Raw genomic sequence first — 16,005 nt, 5'->3', positions numbered from 1 at the left:
CCGGGGCGTCGTAGGCGGCGGGCCGCCCGGCAAGCAGCGGGTGGTCGCGCCCGCGCTCGGTCGGTGTGATGCGGCGGGCGAACGCCGCCTCGTAGCCGCGCAGGTTGGGCCGCACCGTGCCCCCGGCCGCGACGGTGGCGACCTGGAGGCCGGCGCACGACCCGAAGGACGGCGTGCCGGAGGCGAGCACGGCCCGCATGAACGCGACGGCGCGCCGCGTCTCCGGGGTCTCCTTGTAGAGGTGGAGCGGCGAGCCGGTCAGGAACACGCCGTCGTACCTAGACAGATCATGCTTAACGCGATCGCGCGCATCTGATCTGCGTTTCTTATTGCAGCGCAACATAAGAAGGCGCGGACCGTTGTATGGCAGCTACCCTGGCGTTGCCGTGAGGGACGGCATCGGGTTGTTCGCTCGTCGAGCGGAGCCGCGGTGCTGCCACATCATCGAAAGTCTCGTCCCGATGCGCTTCGCAGCCACCCTCACAACTCTCGCCCTGGCTCTCACGCCACTGCCAACGCTGGCCTCCTCCTGCGCCCAACAGATCGGGACGATCGAGCGCCGCCTCGACAGTGCTGGTGCCGTGCAGATCACGGGCCTGCAGGCCGGTCATATTCTCCAGACTGGTTCGCCTCGGGCTGTCCAGACCATTCGCCTGGACGCACCAAGCAACCCCGAGATGATCTCGAACGCAGACCGTGTGGCGGTGGGCAGAATCCTCATCGTCCGTGCGGCAGACGAGGACCACCGAGGTGATAAGCGAGCCTGCGAAAACACGATGACCGAGGCCAAGAGCATGATCGGCGCGTTGCCGTAGCCTCAACCCATCGCCGCAGGTAGAACCCTTCACGAAAGTACCTTGATGATCGGACGCCTCAGGATTGCCTCGACAAAGAAGCAGGGGCAATCCATCGATCGGCCCCGCGCGCTGGCGCGCAGGTTCGGCAACGCTGCCGGAAGCCGAGCCTATGACGTGTTCGTCCCGTCTGGATATGACGGGGCCGCCCTTCCGCTGGTAGTCATGCTGCATGGCTGCTCGCAGTCGGCGCGCGACTTCGCCATTGGCACAGGGATGGACCGCTTGGCACAGGAGCAGGGCTTCCTCGTTGCGTATCCTGACCAGCCGCGGTCAGCCAATATCGTCAAGAGCTGGAACTGGTTCAGGGATGATGACCAGAGACGCGACCGGGGCGAACCATCCATTCTCGCCGGGTTGACATGTGAGATCATGGATGAGTTCAACGTCGATCCCGCAAGGGTCTACGTCGCTGGCCTCTCCTCGGGTGGCGCGGCCGCCGCGGTCTTGGCGCTGACGTACCCGGACATCTACGCTGCCGTCGGCATCCACTCCGGCTTGGCATGCGGTTCGGCTGGCTCCATGTCTGCGGCCTTTTCCACGATGCGTCGTGGCGCATTGCTCCAGCCGCAGCAGGCGACCCATCCGATGCCAATGATCGTATTTCACGGAGACCAAGATCGGACCGTCTCACCGGTCAACGGCGACCAAGCCCTCGCCCAGGCCCAACCCGATGGGGAACTGACCATCACCACCGTCGAGGGGCGCTCCAGCGGCGGGATGGCGTATACGCAGACCGTCCTGTCCGAACCGAACGGTCTGTGGGCGTCGGAGCACTGGATTTTGCATGGGGCTGGTCATGCCTGGGCCGGCGGTCACCCGGCCGGCTCTCACACCGACCCGACAGGTCCAGATGCCAGCCGGGAGATGCTACGGTTCTTCATGTCCCACGCGAAGGGCGGCAGAGCGCAGCGACACTGATCCGGATTAGCCAGATCGAACTGGTTCCTGAGGAACGCCCGCCGATCGATTTACGGATCCACGGGCACTACTTCTCTCGCTGTCCATCCGCTGAACCGACATCGGCGCCGCCCAGTTTGCAATCCCGACCCTGAGGCAGGCCTGGCTGCCTGGACGAACGAGCCTTGGCGAAGGCCATCCCTGCACCAACGCGGAGGCTTCACCATCTCGTCGGGTTCCGATCAAGCGGGTAGATTTTGTTTCAAGGCCGTGCCCTCGGCGCGTAGGCGCACCGTGAGGATCGCGGCGTTGAGGATCGAGAACAGGAAGGCGAAGCCCGTCAGACCGAAGGCAAGCGGCAGCGCGGCAATCTCGCCGACGACCACCGCGTAGTTCGGATGCGAGACGAAGCGGTATGGGCCGCGTTGCACGAGCGGCGCACCCGGCAGCACGATGATGCGAGTGGTCCAACGCTCGCCCAGCGCGGCCAGGATCCAGAGGCGACCGGCCTGCAAACCGACGAACACCACCAGCCAGATCGGGTGCGGAATTCCTCCCGGCGCCAGCAGCCACAGCCCGGCGAGCCACGCGGCGTGGAGCGCCACGATCAGGCCATAGTGCCCGGGCGCGACCTCGACTGCGCCGCGTGCGAGGAGACGGCGCGTGTTGCGCCGCGCGAGGATGAGTTCGCCCAGTCTCTGCAGGGTCACCAGGGCGAGCACGACCACCGAGGCCGTCACGCGAGGCTCCGCAGCGACGCGCAGCTTGCCGTGAAGCCCGGCCCCATGGCGGTCAGGACGGAGCGGTGCGGCAGGCCCGCCCGCCGCACCCGATCCAGCACGAAGAGCACCGTCGGTGCGGACATGTTGCCGTACTCCGCGAGAACGGCGCGCTCGTGATCCAAGCCGCCCTGCTCGATGCGAAGCGCTGTCTCCAGCGCCGTGATCACTTTGGTGCCACCCGCGTGGCAGACGTAGCGGTCGACGTCCGACCCGCATAGCCGCCATTGCTCCAGCAGGGTATCCACAACCGGCCCGACATGAGCTGCCGCAAACGGGGGGATCGCGCGCGCGAAGATCACGCCGAAGCCGGTGTCCTCGACCTCCCAGCCCATGATGTCGAGCGTGTCGGGCCACGTGTGATCGCCCGTGGCCTCAACCTCCGCGACAGGGTCGCCCCGGCCGGCCTCGCCGGCGCGCAGGACGCACGCGGCCGCGCCGTCGCCGAACAGCGCGGTCGCGACGACGCTCGCCTTGGTGAGCTTGTCGAGGCGAAACGACAGGGTGCACAACTCGACTGTCACGAACAGGACGGTGCTGCCGGGCCGGGCTTCGGCCAAGCGACTCGCGATGGCAAGGCCCGACACACCTCCCGCGCAGCCCAACCCGAACACGGGCACGCGCATCACGTCGTGGCGGAACCCCATGCGCGTCAGCGCGCGTGCCTCGAGACTCGGGGTCGCGATGCCGGTGGACGAGACCGTGACGACGGCATCGACGTCGCACGCGAGCAGGCCGGCCTCCTCCAGGGCCCGGGTCGCCGCCTCGACGAAGAGATCTTGCCCACCCCTCAGGTACGCGGCGGTGCGCTCGGGCCAGCCCCGCGGCTCCGCATACCAGTCGATCGGCTGGACCGCGTGGCGCTTGCGGATCCCGGTGGTCTCGAACACGCGCGAGAGGCGCTCGAACTCGTCGTAGCGATGCGAGAACAGGCCGCGCGCCGCCGCGGTCACGTCGGACTGCGTGAGCACGTGCGTGGGGACCGCCGTGGCCAGCGACAACATAAGGGCCCGCGGTGACGTCATGGGGTGCGATCCTGGCGGCCAGACGCTCGCGCGAGCGTCGCATCCATCACATGAGGCACATCGCCGAAGAAGCAAATCTATCCAGTGGTAGATACTCTTGTCAGCGACACTTTGCGCATACAAACCTATGTTTGTTTTCCGAAGCGTCCGCGAACCGAGATATACCTATGTTGCTTCAATCTGCTGCGAGCGTGAGCGTGACCCGGTCAGCGCTGGACTGAGCCAGCGCGCGAGATAGGTCCGCAGTTTCGCGGTCTCGTGATGCTGGACGAGGAGACCCACGTGCCGGTCAGGCCGCACCAGGATGAACACGCCCTCCGCCACGACGCGCCGGCGCGCGCATGTCGCGGCCCCGACCCTGAGGAGGCGAACGCACCCGTCCCAAGGGGTGAGGGTGGACCTCAGTTCATGCCACGCCGCGGCTGACACCGAGGTCGGCGCGAGGAGCGTCCAGCCTATGGGGGCGAGCAGCGCGTGCAGCCGTACGCTTCCGCTGCCCGCCGTGACCTCGACGTCCGGCAAGCGACCCCCGGCCCGCACGCCGTCTCTTCGTGCGGCGAGGCCCTGGTGCCTAGGCGATAACGCGCTGTCGCGATGGTGCCCGTCGAGGTCGCTGACCGCTTGTTCGATGCGGGAAACAAGGCCGGGCATTCGCAGGCCGAGCCGCAGCAGCCACTCGCGCGCCCGCAGTCCGCCCGGCCCGCTCGGCCGTTCGACGACGTTGTATGGCATGAGCCGGAGGAAGCTCGCGACGGCGTGGCGTTCCTCCACCTCGTAGGTGTCGAGCAGTTCCTCGCCCGCTTCGCCTTGCTGGACGGCAGCGAGTTTCCAGGCAAGGTTGTGGGCGCCGCGCAGGCCGAGGCTCATGCCGTGTCCGCCGAGCGAGGGCCACACGTGGGCGGCGTCGCCCGCGAGAAGCACACGGCCAATCCGAAGGCGGGCAGCATACCGCGTCTGGAAGCAGGTCTGGCTGAGCCACGTCACCCGATCGAGGCGAAGCTCGGGCGTGCCGGCAACGCGAGCGATCAGGGCCTGCATCTCCCCGGCCGAGGGAGTTCCCGAGCGTTGCGGCACTGGATCGTCCGTGTAGCAGAAGAAGCGGTAGGCGCCCTCGGCCACCGGAAAGCTGCCGAGGCATACTCCGCGCGCCAGGAAGTAGTGGCCGTGCGTGAGGCAGGCCGGGTGGCGCCAGCGAGGAACGGCGTCGACCTGCTGGAGCAGGAGGTTCGCGGTCGCGCCACCGACGAAGGGTATGCCGAGCCGCTCGCGCACGACGCTGTGGGCGCCGTCGCAGCCGATGACCCAGGCCGCGCGGGCGCTCGCGACGCGCCCGCGCGGGTCCCGCAGCCGAACTGTCACCCCATCGTCGTCGCAGCGCAGATCGTCGGCCCGCGTTCCCCATTCGACGTCGATGCCGAGAGCCGCCAAACGGGCGACGAGGAGACGTTCGGTGACGTGCTGCTCGATGAGCAGAGGGCACGGGTAGCGGCTCGCGAGGCGGCCTAGTCGCGCAGTGCCGAGTTCGCGTCCACGGCTGTGGAAGTGAATGACGGACAGTGCGTTGGCGGCCTCCCGGATCGCCCCGTCGAGACCGAGATCGTCGAGCACCTCGGCGCCGCGCGGCCAGATCACGGCTGCCCGGGGCTCGCGCGTCGGCCCGAGCTTCCGGTCGACGACGCGGACGCGCAGGCCGCGCTGGCTCAGCCCGATGGCAAGTGCGAGTCCGACGGGACCGGCTCCGACGACCAGCGCGTCGGCGCTCATCTGGCCGTTCGCAGTTCCGAGCGGGCGGCCACGACTGAAGGCACTACGAGGATCGCTGCCTGACGTAGGCGTGCACGAAGCCGGGGAGATGGCTGCCGAGCCAGTCACCCGTCTCCTGCTCCTCCTTCATCGACTGTTCCAGCACCGACTTGTCCTCGGAGGCGCCAGCCGCGTCAGCGAGTATGAGCAGCGCCCTGTACGAGCCGATCTCGTAGGCCTTGAAGCCGATCGCGGCGAGAACGTTCTTCATCACCTCGTCGTCCGCCCCCGCGTGGACGAAACCGGCCACGGTGGCGATCGCCCCGCTGACCATCTCCTTCGCGATGGCCTTGCTAGTGCCGTGCTTGGCGAGGAGGTCGTCGAGGCGGGCGGCCTGGGTCGTCGAGCGCGCCTTCTCCGCTCGCATTTTGGCGTGCAGTTCCGGATACGGCTCCATTCGGCTGAGCTCGTTCTGGATGGTTCCGATCACCTGGGTCTCGACGGCGTGCTGGTTGCGCAGCCCGGTCAGATAGACATTCAGGGCAGCGTTCGCGTCGGTCATGTCACGATCCTTGATTGCTTTGGTCAGACGACACGGTCGCATGGCCCATTTGCGGAATTGCTGCGGTCTGCCTTTGTTCAAACCACGCGATGTCGCAGGACCGGCGGCGGACAAGTCGAATACGGCAACCTCGCCCCAACGCATCTGCGGCAAGTAACGACGTTCGCTCACCGCTCAGCTCGTCGAAAGGCGGATGGGCCGCTGCCGGCCACGCTGGTCATACGTTGCTTTCGCGATGAACGGCGTAGCTGCTAGGGGGCGAGCCGAGGCTCCGGACTCATATCCTAAGCGCACCCATGCCACGTCCGATAAACGGGACTTACCGGACACGCTCAGCGGCCGAAACCTGAGGCGGTTGCAGCCGCATATCGGCTGACAAAGCGCCGCCCTAGGTTACATCGCCAGCATGGTTCAGGTGCGTTCTGATCACTCCCTTCAGGGCACCGGCCGCCGACATCACGTCAGTGGGCGGGCCACCTCGACTTCCTCCAAGTCTTTGAACCTGCAGTATTTTTTTTGCGCTAAACCTACGACGTCATCCGGGGTCGGGAGCCGGCTTTGCGCCGTTCGCGCCCGCTGCTGTCCTGTGCGCGCTCGACGCCATCACCCGACCAGCGCTGGCTCGGGACTCTGCGCCTGCGCCAAGCCCTCGCGGCCACAGGCCCCGGTCTGATCCTGGGGGCGGGTAGTATCTTAGATGGAGCAACACGTCCTTCATCTGAGAGCACGTCACACATGAGGATTCCGCGTACTTGGCAGCTGCGTGACGTCGATCGTCGCGCTAGGCCCAATGACGTTACCAGGCGGAATGAAAATTATTTTCATGAGGCAATTATCGGTTGAAGATTTTGCAAAAACGATATAATTTTAATTTTCAATATCTGGTTGATCGTTCGGCTGCTGTGCTGCATTTCAGTGCAGGCCTTGTACTTCTCCCATATGTTAGACAATCGATGCGCGTGCTCGCGCGCAAGCTCGCATCCAATGCGCTGCTTCAAAATCTGTAATAAGCCATTCTGTGCCTACTCAGAAACTCAGACAAGGAATAGATACCATGTCACACAACTTTAAAGTAGGTCAATATGTGCGCCGATCAAGGATTGGCTATGGAGATGAAATCAATAACTCTGGTGAGACGTTTGAGGTAACCCGCCTGATGCCCGACGATCGCACGGGCGAGCCGTGCTACCGCGTCAAGTCGAAGGCAGGCGAGCGTGCCATTCGCGAGAGCGAAATCGTTCTTGCTTTGATAAAATAGGCGGTTTACATCAAAATCAATCCAGATTGCAGCATTGTCACCCGCCTTGGCCTGATGGTCCGTCTTCGAGCAGCGCAAGATCGCTTGCAGTCAGCTCGAATGCTCAATCTGGTCGGCGACGTCGAGCACTACCAGCTCGGAGCGACAGTAGATGCCCAAGCGCCCGCAGAGCCCGCGAGCGTCTTTGCGCTGTGTGAGAGCATGGTAGTGAACACGTCAACGGTAGCGGCGGCCTTGCGAGTCGCTCGGTTCCAGCTCGTAGGAACGATGGGGCAAGGTGTCTTGAATAGAGCTGAACTCGGGAAGGCCTTCGCGAACCTTATGATCCCGCTTATACGAGCATCAGGCCCGCAACAGCGGAGGTTATCCCCATGAGGTGTCACACATGGCAGCAGAGAACCGCTTGCCCCGATTTGCTATCCTCATCGATGCCGACAATACCTCGCCGCGCGTCGTTCAAGGGTTGTTTGAAGAGATTGCCAAGTTCGGAGAGGCGAGCGTTCGACGCATTTACGGTGACTTCTCGAGTCCGCGACTGAAATCGTGGGCCGAGATCCTCCAACAGTACGCGATCGACCCCTTCCAGCAGTTTGCCTACACGAGCGGTAAGAACGCATCCGATATCGCACTCGTGATCGACGCCATGGATCTGCTGCACAGCGGCCGCTTCGATGGATTTTGCCTCGTCTCTTCTGACAGCGACTTTACTCGGCTCGCATCCCGCATGCGGGAGCAAGGGGCCGATGTCTACGGCTTCGGCGAGCAGAAAACACCTGAGAGCTTCCGGCAGGCCTGCCGGCGGTTCATCTACACCGAGAACTTGCTGGCCGACGCCCAGTCCGCAACACCTGAAATGGGCGCTTCTGCGAAGGCCCTGGAACCACCGAGCGCGGCTATTGCGATCTTGAACAAAGCTGTCGCCCAGATCGAGACGGAAGACGGCTGGGTAGGTCTGGGTGCAGTAGGGCAACGCTTGCCCAACATCGCCTCCGACTTTGACCCCCGTACCTACGGCTACCGGAAACTGAGTGATCTCGTTCGCGGCACCGGAGTGTTCGACATCGACCAGTCAGAAGGCCGGTTCATGCGGATCAAAGCGAGACCAACTGCTCCATCGGCGTCTTCTGTGAAGACGAGGAGCAGAACGCCACGGAGGCGCCCACAATCAGCGAAGCAAAGCGGTTCTTCGCCTAGCTGATTGTGGCTCTGGTTGGCCAGGAGTGTACCGTTCGACGAAGCATGGGAGTATGCACACCTCACCGCTGCTTTGCTCTAAAGCATTCTTTGTAGAGCGTCGAACAAGTGCACAATCAGTCGAAGTGGATTTTCACCTAAATCATTCTGATGAATATGGCCTGACGTAGAGCACTCATTCGGACGGTACGCTGTATAGAAAGCGGCCTACCGATCACCCATTCCTGATAACAGCTTCTCGATCTGGCCAAGACCGTTTTCCCGAGCCTTTGACTCGCTCGGCAGGCTGCGATCAGAACGCTGTGCCAATTTCCCGTTCTTGCGGATCGCCCACTGATAGGACGCGCCGTCGACCTTCGGGGGCAGGATCTCGAGGGAGTACGGATGGAGGTGGGAGTCTGTTTCTATCATCCGGCACATATATTCCATCGATCGCTCGATCGCCACCCATACCTGCGGCCGGTACCCGCGGCTGTCCGCCATCAGCGCTCGTGAGACAGATTGAGGCCTTTCACGAACGGAGGATGGCTGGTTCATCGTAGCCCCAGGATCGAAGCTGAAACAGCCATCCGGGCCGGTGAAAAAGCCGGCAGAGACCGTGATCAAGGACATCCACCGAGCCACGCGCCGGCAGTTCTCGGCCGAGGAGAAGATCCGTATCGTGCTGGAGGGCCTGCGCATTGAGGACAGCATCGCCGACTTGTGCCGACGCGAGGGCATCGCCAGCTCGATGTACTACGGCTGGTCCAAGGAGTTCCTGGGAGCGAGCAAGAAGCAGCTGGCCGGCGACACAGGCCGTGCCGCGACCGCCGACGAGGTCAAGGAGCTGCGCCGCGAGGCGGGCGCGCTGAAGGAGGTCGTGGCCGATCTCGTGCTGGATAACCGCCTGCTGAAAAAAAGTATGACCGCGGCTGGGGGCGACGAGGCATGAGGTACCCGGACTCTGATGAGACCTGTGCGCGGCTCGGCGGAGCTACCAAGCTTAGTATCTCTTGACACACGGCTGGCCCAAGATGCTGTTTCAGGCGCTTCGCGCACAGATCTCTCAAGACCTACGGCTTGCCGCCGGCCTTCGGCTTGCGGGCGCGCTCCACCGCCTCCGCCTTGCCCTCGTCCGTGTCGCCCGCCTCCAGTGCGCGTTCCGGGTCGGCCGTGAGGGTGTTCAGCACGGCGACCACCTTCCGGCAGGCGCCATCCTGCTCGTAGGCGTCCAGCACCACGGCGGCGTCGCGCAGGGTGCGGAGGTCGCGCACCATCTGGGCGTTGGCCTTCTCCTGCAACTCGGGCTGGCTGGCGATGGCCTTTTCCACCTTGGCGTCGGCGACCGGGCAGGCGGCGAGAGTCGGGCCGGTGAGAGCAAGGGCGCCGAGGGAGGCGAAAACGATGGCACGCATGGGAGACTTCCTCATCTTCGTGCCGGACCAACGAGACCGTCGGCCGTCCCGTTCGGACGAGACCGCTCGAATTCGAGCGGTACAGTTGACGGTTCGTTAATCCTGAGCCGACCCCCGCCGCCTGGCATCGGCCGAGGCGGTCGAGCTTCCAGACCACCAGCACGTCGTCGGGGCGCAGGTAGGCGAGGGCCGCTTCGAACTCGGGCCGCTTGCTGCCGGCCTTGCCGGACTTCTTCTCCTCGCAGATACGGGAGCAGCCGGCGCCGGCGAGGGCGTCTCGCTGGATGTCGAGGTTCTGGTGGGTGGTGGAGACGCGAGCGTAGCCAATGAGCATGTCAGGGTAGTGCCACGGGAGGGTACTTCTGGCAGTAGTTTTCCTGACATCGGCGGCTCTCGCGTCAAGAGCGTCAACTGGGGTAGCACTCATCAGTGTAAGGAAAACGATCGTTTTCTGTACAATGACCGCAGACATCTTTAGACCAGCCCACTGAATCAGGCCCGATGGAATAGTCGGACGCCCAGAGAGGGTCCCCACGATCAACCGTCCGGCAAGCTGGGCCACGAGTATCATCGCGAGCGCGACGCCTTCTACCGACCTGCGTCGCTAGCTGGGTGAGGAGCGGTTCGATGTAGTGCGCGTATTCGTCGGGTCCACCATCAGGCTGGCCAGTGCCACAGAAGTCCGATCCAGGTGGCTACCTGTGAGGTGAAATATTCGCTTTTCCTAACACCATTGACCAAGCTGGACCAACGCACACGACGTGAAATGAGGCGAACCCGGAACTTCGAACTCAGCCTCCTGTTGGGGCTAGTGTGCGGATCGATCTACCGCTGTCCAACCGTGAAAGCGGAGCCGAACGATAATGAGCACCGAACAGCCGTCAAACCCGCCCCCGGCGAGTCCAGCCACTGCACCGAGCAATGACGCCCCTTCTCCAGGGCTGGACGCCATAGATGCCTCAGGGCTCCCCGCTTCTTCGGATCAGGCACCTGACGAACAAGCAACAGCTCCCGAGTCAATTCCCATCAAGGAGACTACGCCTACCGCTGCTCATCCTGCGCCTAGTCCGTCGATCCCGCAGACGCGCGCCAAGACAAAAGGTGTCGCTGATATTGTCTTCTTGATTGATATAAGTGGCAGCATGTCGCCCTGTATTGATGCGCTCCGCCACAACGTCGAGGTCTTCGTTGAGTCCCTGAGCCGTGGCGATGCCAATAATGCTGCACCGGTGAAAGACTGGCGCGCTAAGGTCGTAGGCTACCGCGACTTCGAGACCGCAGGCAGCGAGGGTATTCCATGGATCATCGATCACTCCTTCGTACGAGATGCCAGCAACTTGAAAGCGCAACTCGCTACACTTCAAGCTGCCGGTGGGGGAGACGAGCCGGAGTCGCTGCTTGACGCACTCTATAAAGTGGCAGCGATGGAAGCCGTCCCGAAGGGGTCGCAGAGCGTAGAGCCGGGAAAGTGGCGGTATCGAAGCGACGCTGCAAGGGTCGTCATCGTCTTCACGGATGCTTCGTTCAAAGAGACGATGAGCATTCCTGAAGCCAAGGGTGGCTCTTTGCAGGATGTCGCCAATATCGTGATGGCGAACCGAATTATTCTCAGCCTGTTCGCTCCTAATTTTGAGGGGTACGACCGACTGAGCCAGATTGATAAATCGGAGTGGGAAGTCGTTGAGTTCGAAGGACTGAGTCCACAGGAAGCGTTGCAGAAGTTCACTTCTGATCCAGTAAACTTCAGGACAACTCTCAAGCAACTTGCAGCCAGCGTCTCGCGATCTGCGGAAACGGTCGCACTCTGAGAAGGGATCTGTTCACGAGTAACTCATATGGCTAAGAAGCTGAAAGTCGGCGACAGCATTCGGGGCTACCGCATCCAGAAGGTGTTCGGGCCTGGCATGATGGCGATTTCCTACGGAGCTCAGGCACCGTCAGGAGCAAAGGTCTTCTTCAAGCAGTACAAATCTCCAGCGCCAACTGTCGTTTGGTACAAAGCCTACGTCAATTATCAGAGAGAGCTTTCAGCTCGGGTGCGCGACGGAAAGGCCGGCCGTTTCGCCGTGCGCCAGGTGGATGCGTTCGAAGAAATCTGGGGAGGGCGGTGCTACTTCCAAGTCTACGAGTTCGTGGATAACGGTGCCGACTTGCAACAGGTGCTGGATGAGGAACGGGAGCAGCACCGCCAGACGAAAACAGACCCAACCAGCGATCCAGCCATTTGGACGAGGCACGTTACGTGGGCGAAAGTGTTCATGGCTGGGATGACGGCACTGCACGACGCTAAGGTTGTGCATGCGGACTTGAAGCCTGCGAACGCCTATCTGATCAAAGATACGACGATTGATGCCGGGTATCAGCTCAAGCTGATCGACATGGATTTCTCCCTCTTGTCCGATCACCGTGCGCCCTGGCACGGACACCAAGGCTATGTCGGAACCGACAACTACCGGTCGCCGGAGCACCTGGTGAAGGGAGGAGTGCCGGTTGCAGCGTCAGACGTCTTCACCTGTGGGTTGATGCTGTACGAACTCCTGGCGGGCTATCACCCGTACTGGTCGGACGATCAGGGAGAGTACGCTAAGCTCGTTCTCGCGCACGCCGCTAAATCGCCGACGCTGCTCGGCAACATGCCCGCGCCGGCGAATGCGGCCGACGTCAGCTCGACGCTTCACCGCTGCCTCTCTCCCGACTTGGCGGCACGGCCCACAGCTGCGGAATTACGAGCCGTCCTGAGTGGTCGTGACCGGAAGCCCAGTGTCGAGACGGTACGCTCCCCCAGTCTCGCCTCCGGCACCGACGCGAGCGCGAGCGCCGGTCCTGGCCCGCGCGCACCTCAGAAGCCGCTCGTTTCGAATGCAATCGAGCTCGTTGCGCCGGGCGGACGGTCTCTGCGGCTCTCCGTACGGACCGAACTCGGGAAGGCACTGATGCGACAGTTTGGGCCTGACAGCGAGTTCTGGGATAATCAGCAATGCGTTCTTGAACGGCGGCCAACTGGGCAATGGGTCCTTGCGCCGGTTGGCTCCACTACGAACGAAACGCTCGTCAACGGCCAGACACTGACCGCAGCGCGGGCCCTCAGCGCGGGCGACCTCATCGCTGTCGGACGCCAAGCCAAGGGTGTCGCCAAACTTCCGCTGACGGTACGCCCAGCATGACGGGTGACCCACCGGCTCCAACTTCGATGGCACAAGGAGACGGCGCTGGCCCGGAGGGCGTAGCGGCACCTGAGGCCAAAACCAGCGCACCGCAGCTGATCGCTCCGGCGGTCGAGGCCGTGGTCGTGCCACCGGCATCGCCGGCTACGACTCTCTCCGACGAGCACCTGTCGGAGCCAAGATCTGTCGACGCTCTCTCGATCCCGTGTCTGGAGGTCAGGGACGTGTACGACCTTGAATGGGAGGCCATCCGCCGGGCTATCGACCCTCTGGTCATTCGCTCCCGGATCCGCAGCGTCGTCGAAGGCATGGAAGAGCTGCTCGACCGCGCTGGTGGGACTGGAATGCTGTTCGACAACGACCGCGCAGATGCAAGCGATCGGGCAATTCGCGTCGCCGACGAGGCATCAAGACGTGATCCGTTTTGGATCATCGGCGACATGCACGGCGATCTGCTGGCCTTGGAGGCAGCCTTAGCCGTCATTCAGGCAGAAGCATCTCAGGGCGGCAGCAAGCGACAACGAGTCATCTTCCTGGGCGACTTTTTCGACGACGAGGGTTACGGGCTCGAACTGCTCCTGCGGATATTCGAACTCATTCTCGAGTCGCCTGAGCACATCTGTGTGGTCGTAGGCAATCACGATGAAGCCTTGTCGTACGACGGCACCCGCTTCACCTCGAGCGTATCGCCCTGCGACTTCTCCGATTATCTGAATGCCAACATCGCGCACGAGTGGATCGAGCGCGCGGGCAAGCTGGCTGTCCGGTTGTTCGCCCAGGCGCCGCGCGCTCTGTTCTTCTCGGATGGTCTGCTGGTCTCACACGGCGGCTTCCCTCTGTCCGATCTGCACGCCGGTTTGAGCGAGACCGGGAACTGGAACGACCCCGCCTGCCTGGCAGACTTCGTGTGGACCCGGGTTCATCCCAAGGCACGTAAGAAGCTTCCCAACCGCTTCTCACGGGGAAGTCAGTTCGGGTACGAGGATTTCGCTGCCTTCTGTGCGCTTTCGACCAGTCTCGGGCGGCCCGTTCGCTACCTAATCCGTGGTCACGACCACGTCGAGAACCGCTACGAAATCTATCCAGCGTACCGTGCTCATCCGGTACTGACGACAGTAGCGCTCTCTCGTCGGTTGCCCCGTGAAGCCTTCGGTCCTCGCGAGCGTGTCCCCACCTTGATCCGGGTCGTTGAAAATTCGTGGGCGCAAGTCATTCGAATGCATATTCCGGTTGAGCTGATACACGACGCGTATCCAGAACCGAACTCTGTGACTGCTTCCGACGATGATACCGGCAACGAGGCGAAGCCGTGACTGGCGTCGTCCTGAGGTGTCCAAGTTGCGGCACTGCGCAAGCCACGGTCGGCGAGTGCGATGTTTGCCATGAGGCGCAGGTTCGTCCCTACTGCACCAATCACACACCCGGACTCTGGCTCGAGACCCAAGCCTGCCCACGATGCGGAGCACGGTTCGGAGAAACCAGACCACGTCCGCCTGCGCCTGCTGCAACGCCGCGCCCAGTCCCATCTCCGGCCGAACCACCACCTCGCCGAGAGACCCCCTCGCCCGCACGAACTCGTGGCCCGTGGTCTCGCGGACGGCTGCCTACGTCTACCGAGGCACCAAGTGAGGACGGTGCGGCCATTGGACGAGGCGCACCATCACGAGGGTGGCCGGATCGCCTGAGGCCCAGCCCGCGCGCACGCCGAAGTCTCGACGTGCGCGGTGAAGAGACCGGTGGCGCGCCCGTCAGGGCAGCCTTGGGTGGTTGCAGGCTTGTGCTATTTCTGGGCCTGTTCCTCGTCTTTCTTTTCATGACAATGGCACTGCTCGCCGGGGGACCATTTCTGCAAATCCTGCTGAGCGCCATGTTATCGCGTTAGTCTGTTGGGTGGGTTCGTGATGAACAAGATCTTCAGATCGGACCGGATCTCCAGCGCCGCGTTGGCCATCTGCCGTGCGTTCATGCCCCGCGGGCAGACCCACATCCGTGATGAGCCGATCGATGTGCACCTCGGAGCGCGAGACGTGAAGAAGCTGAGTCACGGGGCCGGATCTGAGCCGGCCTACGCCGACTACTACGCCCGGGAAGCCCGTCTGAAGTTCTACCAGGTGGTGCGAGAGCGGGAGGAGCCGTGCTGCTCCCGCCTCGCGATCTCAGGTGCGCGACCGATGCAGCGTCTGGAACGTTAGCGGACACCCTCCTGCCCGCCCGCGAGCCGCATCAGGCCCCCCGGAGTTCCGAATGCCCGCTGCCGTCGAGCCATCTTCCCGTGGCTACGTGGCCTACCGTCGGCCGGCCGAGCGTCCACGCGCGCTGGCGGGGTTGGAGGGGTGGCTGGCGCAGCGGTTCCGCCGGCATGGCGGCAACGCCGACGTGGTGCGCCAGGAACTCCGGGCCGAGAAGGGCCTCGCGCTGAGCCTGCGCACGATCGAGCGCGCCGTGGCGCCGCTGCGGCGGGACTTGGCGGCTGAGGCCCGGGCGACGACGCGCTTCGAGACCCCGCCGGGCCATCGGTTGCAGATCGACTTCGGCGAGCGGCGCATCCTGATCGGGGGCGTGCTGACGAAGGCGTTCCTGTTCGTGGCGACGCTCGGCTTCTCGCGGCGGATGCATGTTCGCGTCTTCTGCAACGAGCGCCAGGAGAGCTGGCTGGCGGGGATCGAGAGCACGTTCCGGCACTTCGGCGGGGTCACGGCCGAGATCCTGCTCGACAACGACCGCGGGCTGGTGAGCCGCCACGACCTGGCGACGCGCGAGGTGACGTTCAACGCCCGGTTCCTGGCCTTTGCCCGGCACTGGGGCTTCCGGCCTCGCGCCTGCGCCCCCTACCGGGCGCGCACGAAGGGGAAGGACGAGCGCGGGGTCGGCTACGTGAAGCGCAACGCTGTCGCGGGCCGCTCCTTCGAGAGCTTCGCGGCGCTCGAGGCGCATCTGGACGCCTGGGTCCGGGACGTCGCGGACGTGCGTATCCACGGCACGACGGGCGAGGCGCCCGCGGAGCGGTTCGCGCGCGAGGCGGCGGCGCTGCGGCCGATCGCGGGGCGGCCCTCCTTCCAGGCTCTTCGTGAGCTGACACGCAAGGTGCAGGCGGATTGCGCGGTCGACGGCCACGAACACCGCGACCTGGCC

15 protein-coding genes and 3 pseudogenes are annotated in these 16,005 nt (G+C 63.7%); 10 read left to right on the top strand and 8 right to left on the bottom strand.

Translation table 11 applies throughout. The features are described 5' to 3' along the window. Nucleotides 1–268: gamma-glutamyl-gamma-aminobutyrate hydrolase family protein (locus DT057_RS29540; protein WP_244937409.1), on the bottom strand; the 268-nt coding region annotated here is incomplete at its 3' end. Between the two features lie 91 nt (nucleotides 269–359). Between DT057_RS29540 and DT057_RS29535 the strand changes: the two genes are divergently transcribed. Both DT057_RS29535 and DT057_RS29530 read left to right on the top strand, forming a co-directional pair. Further along, a complete protein-coding gene (locus tag DT057_RS29535; RefSeq protein ID WP_244937408.1) occupies nucleotides 360–815 on the top strand; it encodes a hypothetical protein in 456 nt (151 codons plus the stop codon). 45 nt (nucleotides 816–860) lie between these two features. Next, the gene (locus DT057_RS29530; RefSeq protein ID WP_128565635.1) at nucleotides 861–1,775 is read left to right on the top strand and encodes an extracellular catalytic domain type 1 short-chain-length polyhydroxyalkanoate depolymerase; all 915 of its coding nucleotides are present in this window, start codon (nucleotides 861–863) and stop codon (nucleotides 1,773–1,775) included. A gap of 221 nt (nucleotides 1,776–1,996) precedes the next feature. Here the strand turns inward: DT057_RS29530 and DT057_RS29525 are convergent, their stop codons facing one another. From DT057_RS29525 to DT057_RS29510, 4 genes are all read right to left on the bottom strand, one after another. After that, nucleotides 1,997–2,494, bottom strand: coding sequence for an isoprenylcysteine carboxyl methyltransferase family protein (locus DT057_RS29525; protein ID WP_128565634.1), 498 nt, complete (start codon nucleotides 2,492–2,494; stop codon nucleotides 1,997–1,999). Continuing rightward, nucleotides 2,491–3,558: a type III polyketide synthase gene (locus DT057_RS29520; RefSeq protein WP_128565633.1), complete on the bottom strand. Its 1,068-nt coding sequence runs from the start codon at nucleotides 3,556–3,558 to the stop codon at nucleotides 2,491–2,493. The genes DT057_RS29525 and DT057_RS29520 overlap by 4 nt, the downstream gene beginning before the upstream one ends. 165 nt (nucleotides 3,559–3,723) lie before the next feature. Next, the gene (locus DT057_RS29515; RefSeq protein ID WP_128565632.1) at nucleotides 3,724–5,322 is read right to left on the bottom strand and encodes an FAD-dependent monooxygenase; all 1,599 of its coding nucleotides are present in this window, start codon (nucleotides 5,320–5,322) and stop codon (nucleotides 3,724–3,726) included. A 43-nt stretch (nucleotides 5,323–5,365) separates the two neighbouring features. Beyond that, a complete protein-coding gene (locus DT057_RS29510) occupies nucleotides 5,366–5,863 on the bottom strand; it encodes a DUF892 family protein (protein WP_162501546.1) in 498 nt (165 codons plus the stop codon). Nucleotides 5,864–6,917: 1,054 nt separating this feature from the next. Here DT057_RS29510 and DT057_RS29505 point away from each other — a divergent pair. Continuing rightward, complete coding sequence (locus DT057_RS29505; RefSeq protein ID WP_128565630.1) at nucleotides 6,918–7,121, top strand: hypothetical protein; 204 nt, start codon at nucleotides 6,918–6,920, stop codon at nucleotides 7,119–7,121. A gap of 385 nt (nucleotides 7,122–7,506) precedes the next feature. Next, nucleotides 7,507–8,319 carry an NYN domain-containing protein gene (locus DT057_RS29500; RefSeq protein WP_128565629.1) on the top strand — a complete coding sequence of 271 codons (813 nt, stop codon included), beginning with the start codon at nucleotides 7,507–7,509 and terminating at the stop codon, nucleotides 8,317–8,319. Nucleotides 8,320–8,522: 203 nt separating this feature from the next. Here DT057_RS29500 and DT057_RS29495 read toward each other — a convergent pair whose 3' ends face one another. Further along, nucleotides 8,523–8,798 (bottom strand): hypothetical protein, encoded by a 276-nt coding sequence (locus tag DT057_RS29495; RefSeq protein WP_244937407.1) that lies wholly within the window; start codon nucleotides 8,796–8,798, stop codon nucleotides 8,523–8,525. Nucleotides 8,799–8,871: 73 nt separating this feature from the next. Between DT057_RS29495 and DT057_RS29490 the strand changes: the two are divergent. Next, nucleotides 8,872–9,266, top strand: a pseudogene (locus tag DT057_RS29490) (transposase); the annotation flags it as partial. A gap of 101 nt (nucleotides 9,267–9,367) precedes the next feature. On the opposite strand, the gene DT057_RS29485 reads toward DT057_RS29490, so the two are convergent. Together DT057_RS29485 and DT057_RS29480 are read right to left on the bottom strand one after the other, a co-directional pair. After that, the gene (locus tag DT057_RS29485) at nucleotides 9,368–9,709 is read right to left on the bottom strand and encodes a photosystem reaction center subunit H (RefSeq protein ID WP_128565628.1); all 342 of its coding nucleotides are present in this window, start codon (nucleotides 9,707–9,709) and stop codon (nucleotides 9,368–9,370) included. Nucleotides 9,710–9,836: 127 nt separating this feature from the next. Beyond that, a pseudogene (locus DT057_RS29480) lies at nucleotides 9,837–10,043 on the bottom strand (recombinase family protein); the annotation flags it as partial. A gap of 529 nt (nucleotides 10,044–10,572) precedes the next feature. On the opposite strand from DT057_RS29480, the gene DT057_RS29475 reads away from it, so the two are divergent. The 5 genes and pseudogenes from DT057_RS29475 to istA form a co-directional block, all read left to right on the top strand. Continuing rightward, nucleotides 10,573–11,517 carry a vWA domain-containing protein gene (locus tag DT057_RS29475; RefSeq protein ID WP_128565627.1) on the top strand — a complete coding sequence of 315 codons (945 nt, stop codon included), beginning with the start codon at nucleotides 10,573–10,575 and terminating at the stop codon, nucleotides 11,515–11,517. Between the two features lie 27 nt (nucleotides 11,518–11,544). Continuing rightward, nucleotides 11,545–12,873: a serine/threonine protein kinase gene (locus DT057_RS29470; RefSeq protein WP_128565626.1), complete on the top strand. Its 1,329-nt coding sequence runs from the start codon at nucleotides 11,545–11,547 to the stop codon at nucleotides 12,871–12,873. 224 nt (nucleotides 12,874–13,097) lie between these two features. After that, nucleotides 13,098–14,186, top strand: coding sequence for a metallophosphoesterase (locus DT057_RS29465; protein ID WP_162501545.1), 1,089 nt, complete (start codon nucleotides 13,098–13,100; stop codon nucleotides 14,184–14,186). Nucleotides 14,187–14,774: 588 nt separating this feature from the next. Next, nucleotides 14,775–15,065: a hypothetical protein gene (locus DT057_RS35695; RefSeq protein ID WP_162501544.1), complete on the top strand. Its 291-nt coding sequence runs from the start codon at nucleotides 14,775–14,777 to the stop codon at nucleotides 15,063–15,065. Between the two features lie 82 nt (nucleotides 15,066–15,147). Next, nucleotides 15,148–16,005: pseudogene (gene istA / locus DT057_RS29460) on the top strand (IS21 family transposase); the annotation flags it as partial.

This window comes from Methylobacterium crusticola (genome assembly GCF_003574465.1).
Lineage (GTDB): Bacteria > Pseudomonadota > Alphaproteobacteria > Rhizobiales > Beijerinckiaceae > Methylobacterium > Methylobacterium crusticola.
The sequence above is the reverse complement of the archived record's forward strand: the minus strand, read 5'-3'. Positions and strand labels throughout refer to the sequence as shown.

Excerpts from the sequence above, each read along its gene's own strand:
- DT057_RS29500 (WP_128565629.1), top strand. The coding sequence starts at position 7,507 with ATGGCAGCAGAGAACCGCTTGCCCCGATTTGCTATCCTCATCGATGCC.
- DT057_RS29470 (WP_128565626.1), top strand. The coding sequence starts at position 11,545 with ATGGCTAAGAAGCTGAAAGTCGGCGACAGCATTCGGGGCTACCGCATC.
- DT057_RS29505 (WP_128565630.1), top strand. The coding sequence starts at position 6,918 with ATGTCACACAACTTTAAAGTAGGTCAATATGTGCGCCGATCAAGGATT.
- DT057_RS35695 (WP_162501544.1), top strand. The coding sequence starts at position 14,775 with ATGAACAAGATCTTCAGATCGGACCGGATCTCCAGCGCCGCGTTGGCC.
- DT057_RS29510 (WP_162501546.1), bottom strand. The coding sequence starts at position 5,863 with ATGACCGACGCGAACGCTGCCCTGAATGTCTATCTGACCGGGCTGCGC.
- DT057_RS29515 (WP_128565632.1), bottom strand. The coding sequence starts at position 5,322 with ATGAGCGCCGACGCGCTGGTCGTCGGAGCCGGTCCCGTCGGACTCGCA.
- DT057_RS29520 (WP_128565633.1), bottom strand. The coding sequence starts at position 3,558 with ATGACGTCACCGCGGGCCCTTATGTTGTCGCTGGCCACGGCGGTCCCC.
- DT057_RS29475 (WP_128565627.1), top strand. The coding sequence starts at position 10,573 with ATGAGCACCGAACAGCCGTCAAACCCGCCCCCGGCGAGTCCAGCCACT.
- DT057_RS29485 (WP_128565628.1), bottom strand. The coding sequence starts at position 9,709 with ATGCGTGCCATCGTTTTCGCCTCCCTCGGCGCCCTTGCTCTCACCGGC.
- DT057_RS29495 (WP_244937407.1), bottom strand. The coding sequence starts at position 8,798 with ATGGCGGACAGCCGCGGGTACCGGCCGCAGGTATGGGTGGCGATCGAG.
- DT057_RS29530 (WP_128565635.1), top strand. The coding sequence starts at position 861 with ATGATCGGACGCCTCAGGATTGCCTCGACAAAGAAGCAGGGGCAATCC.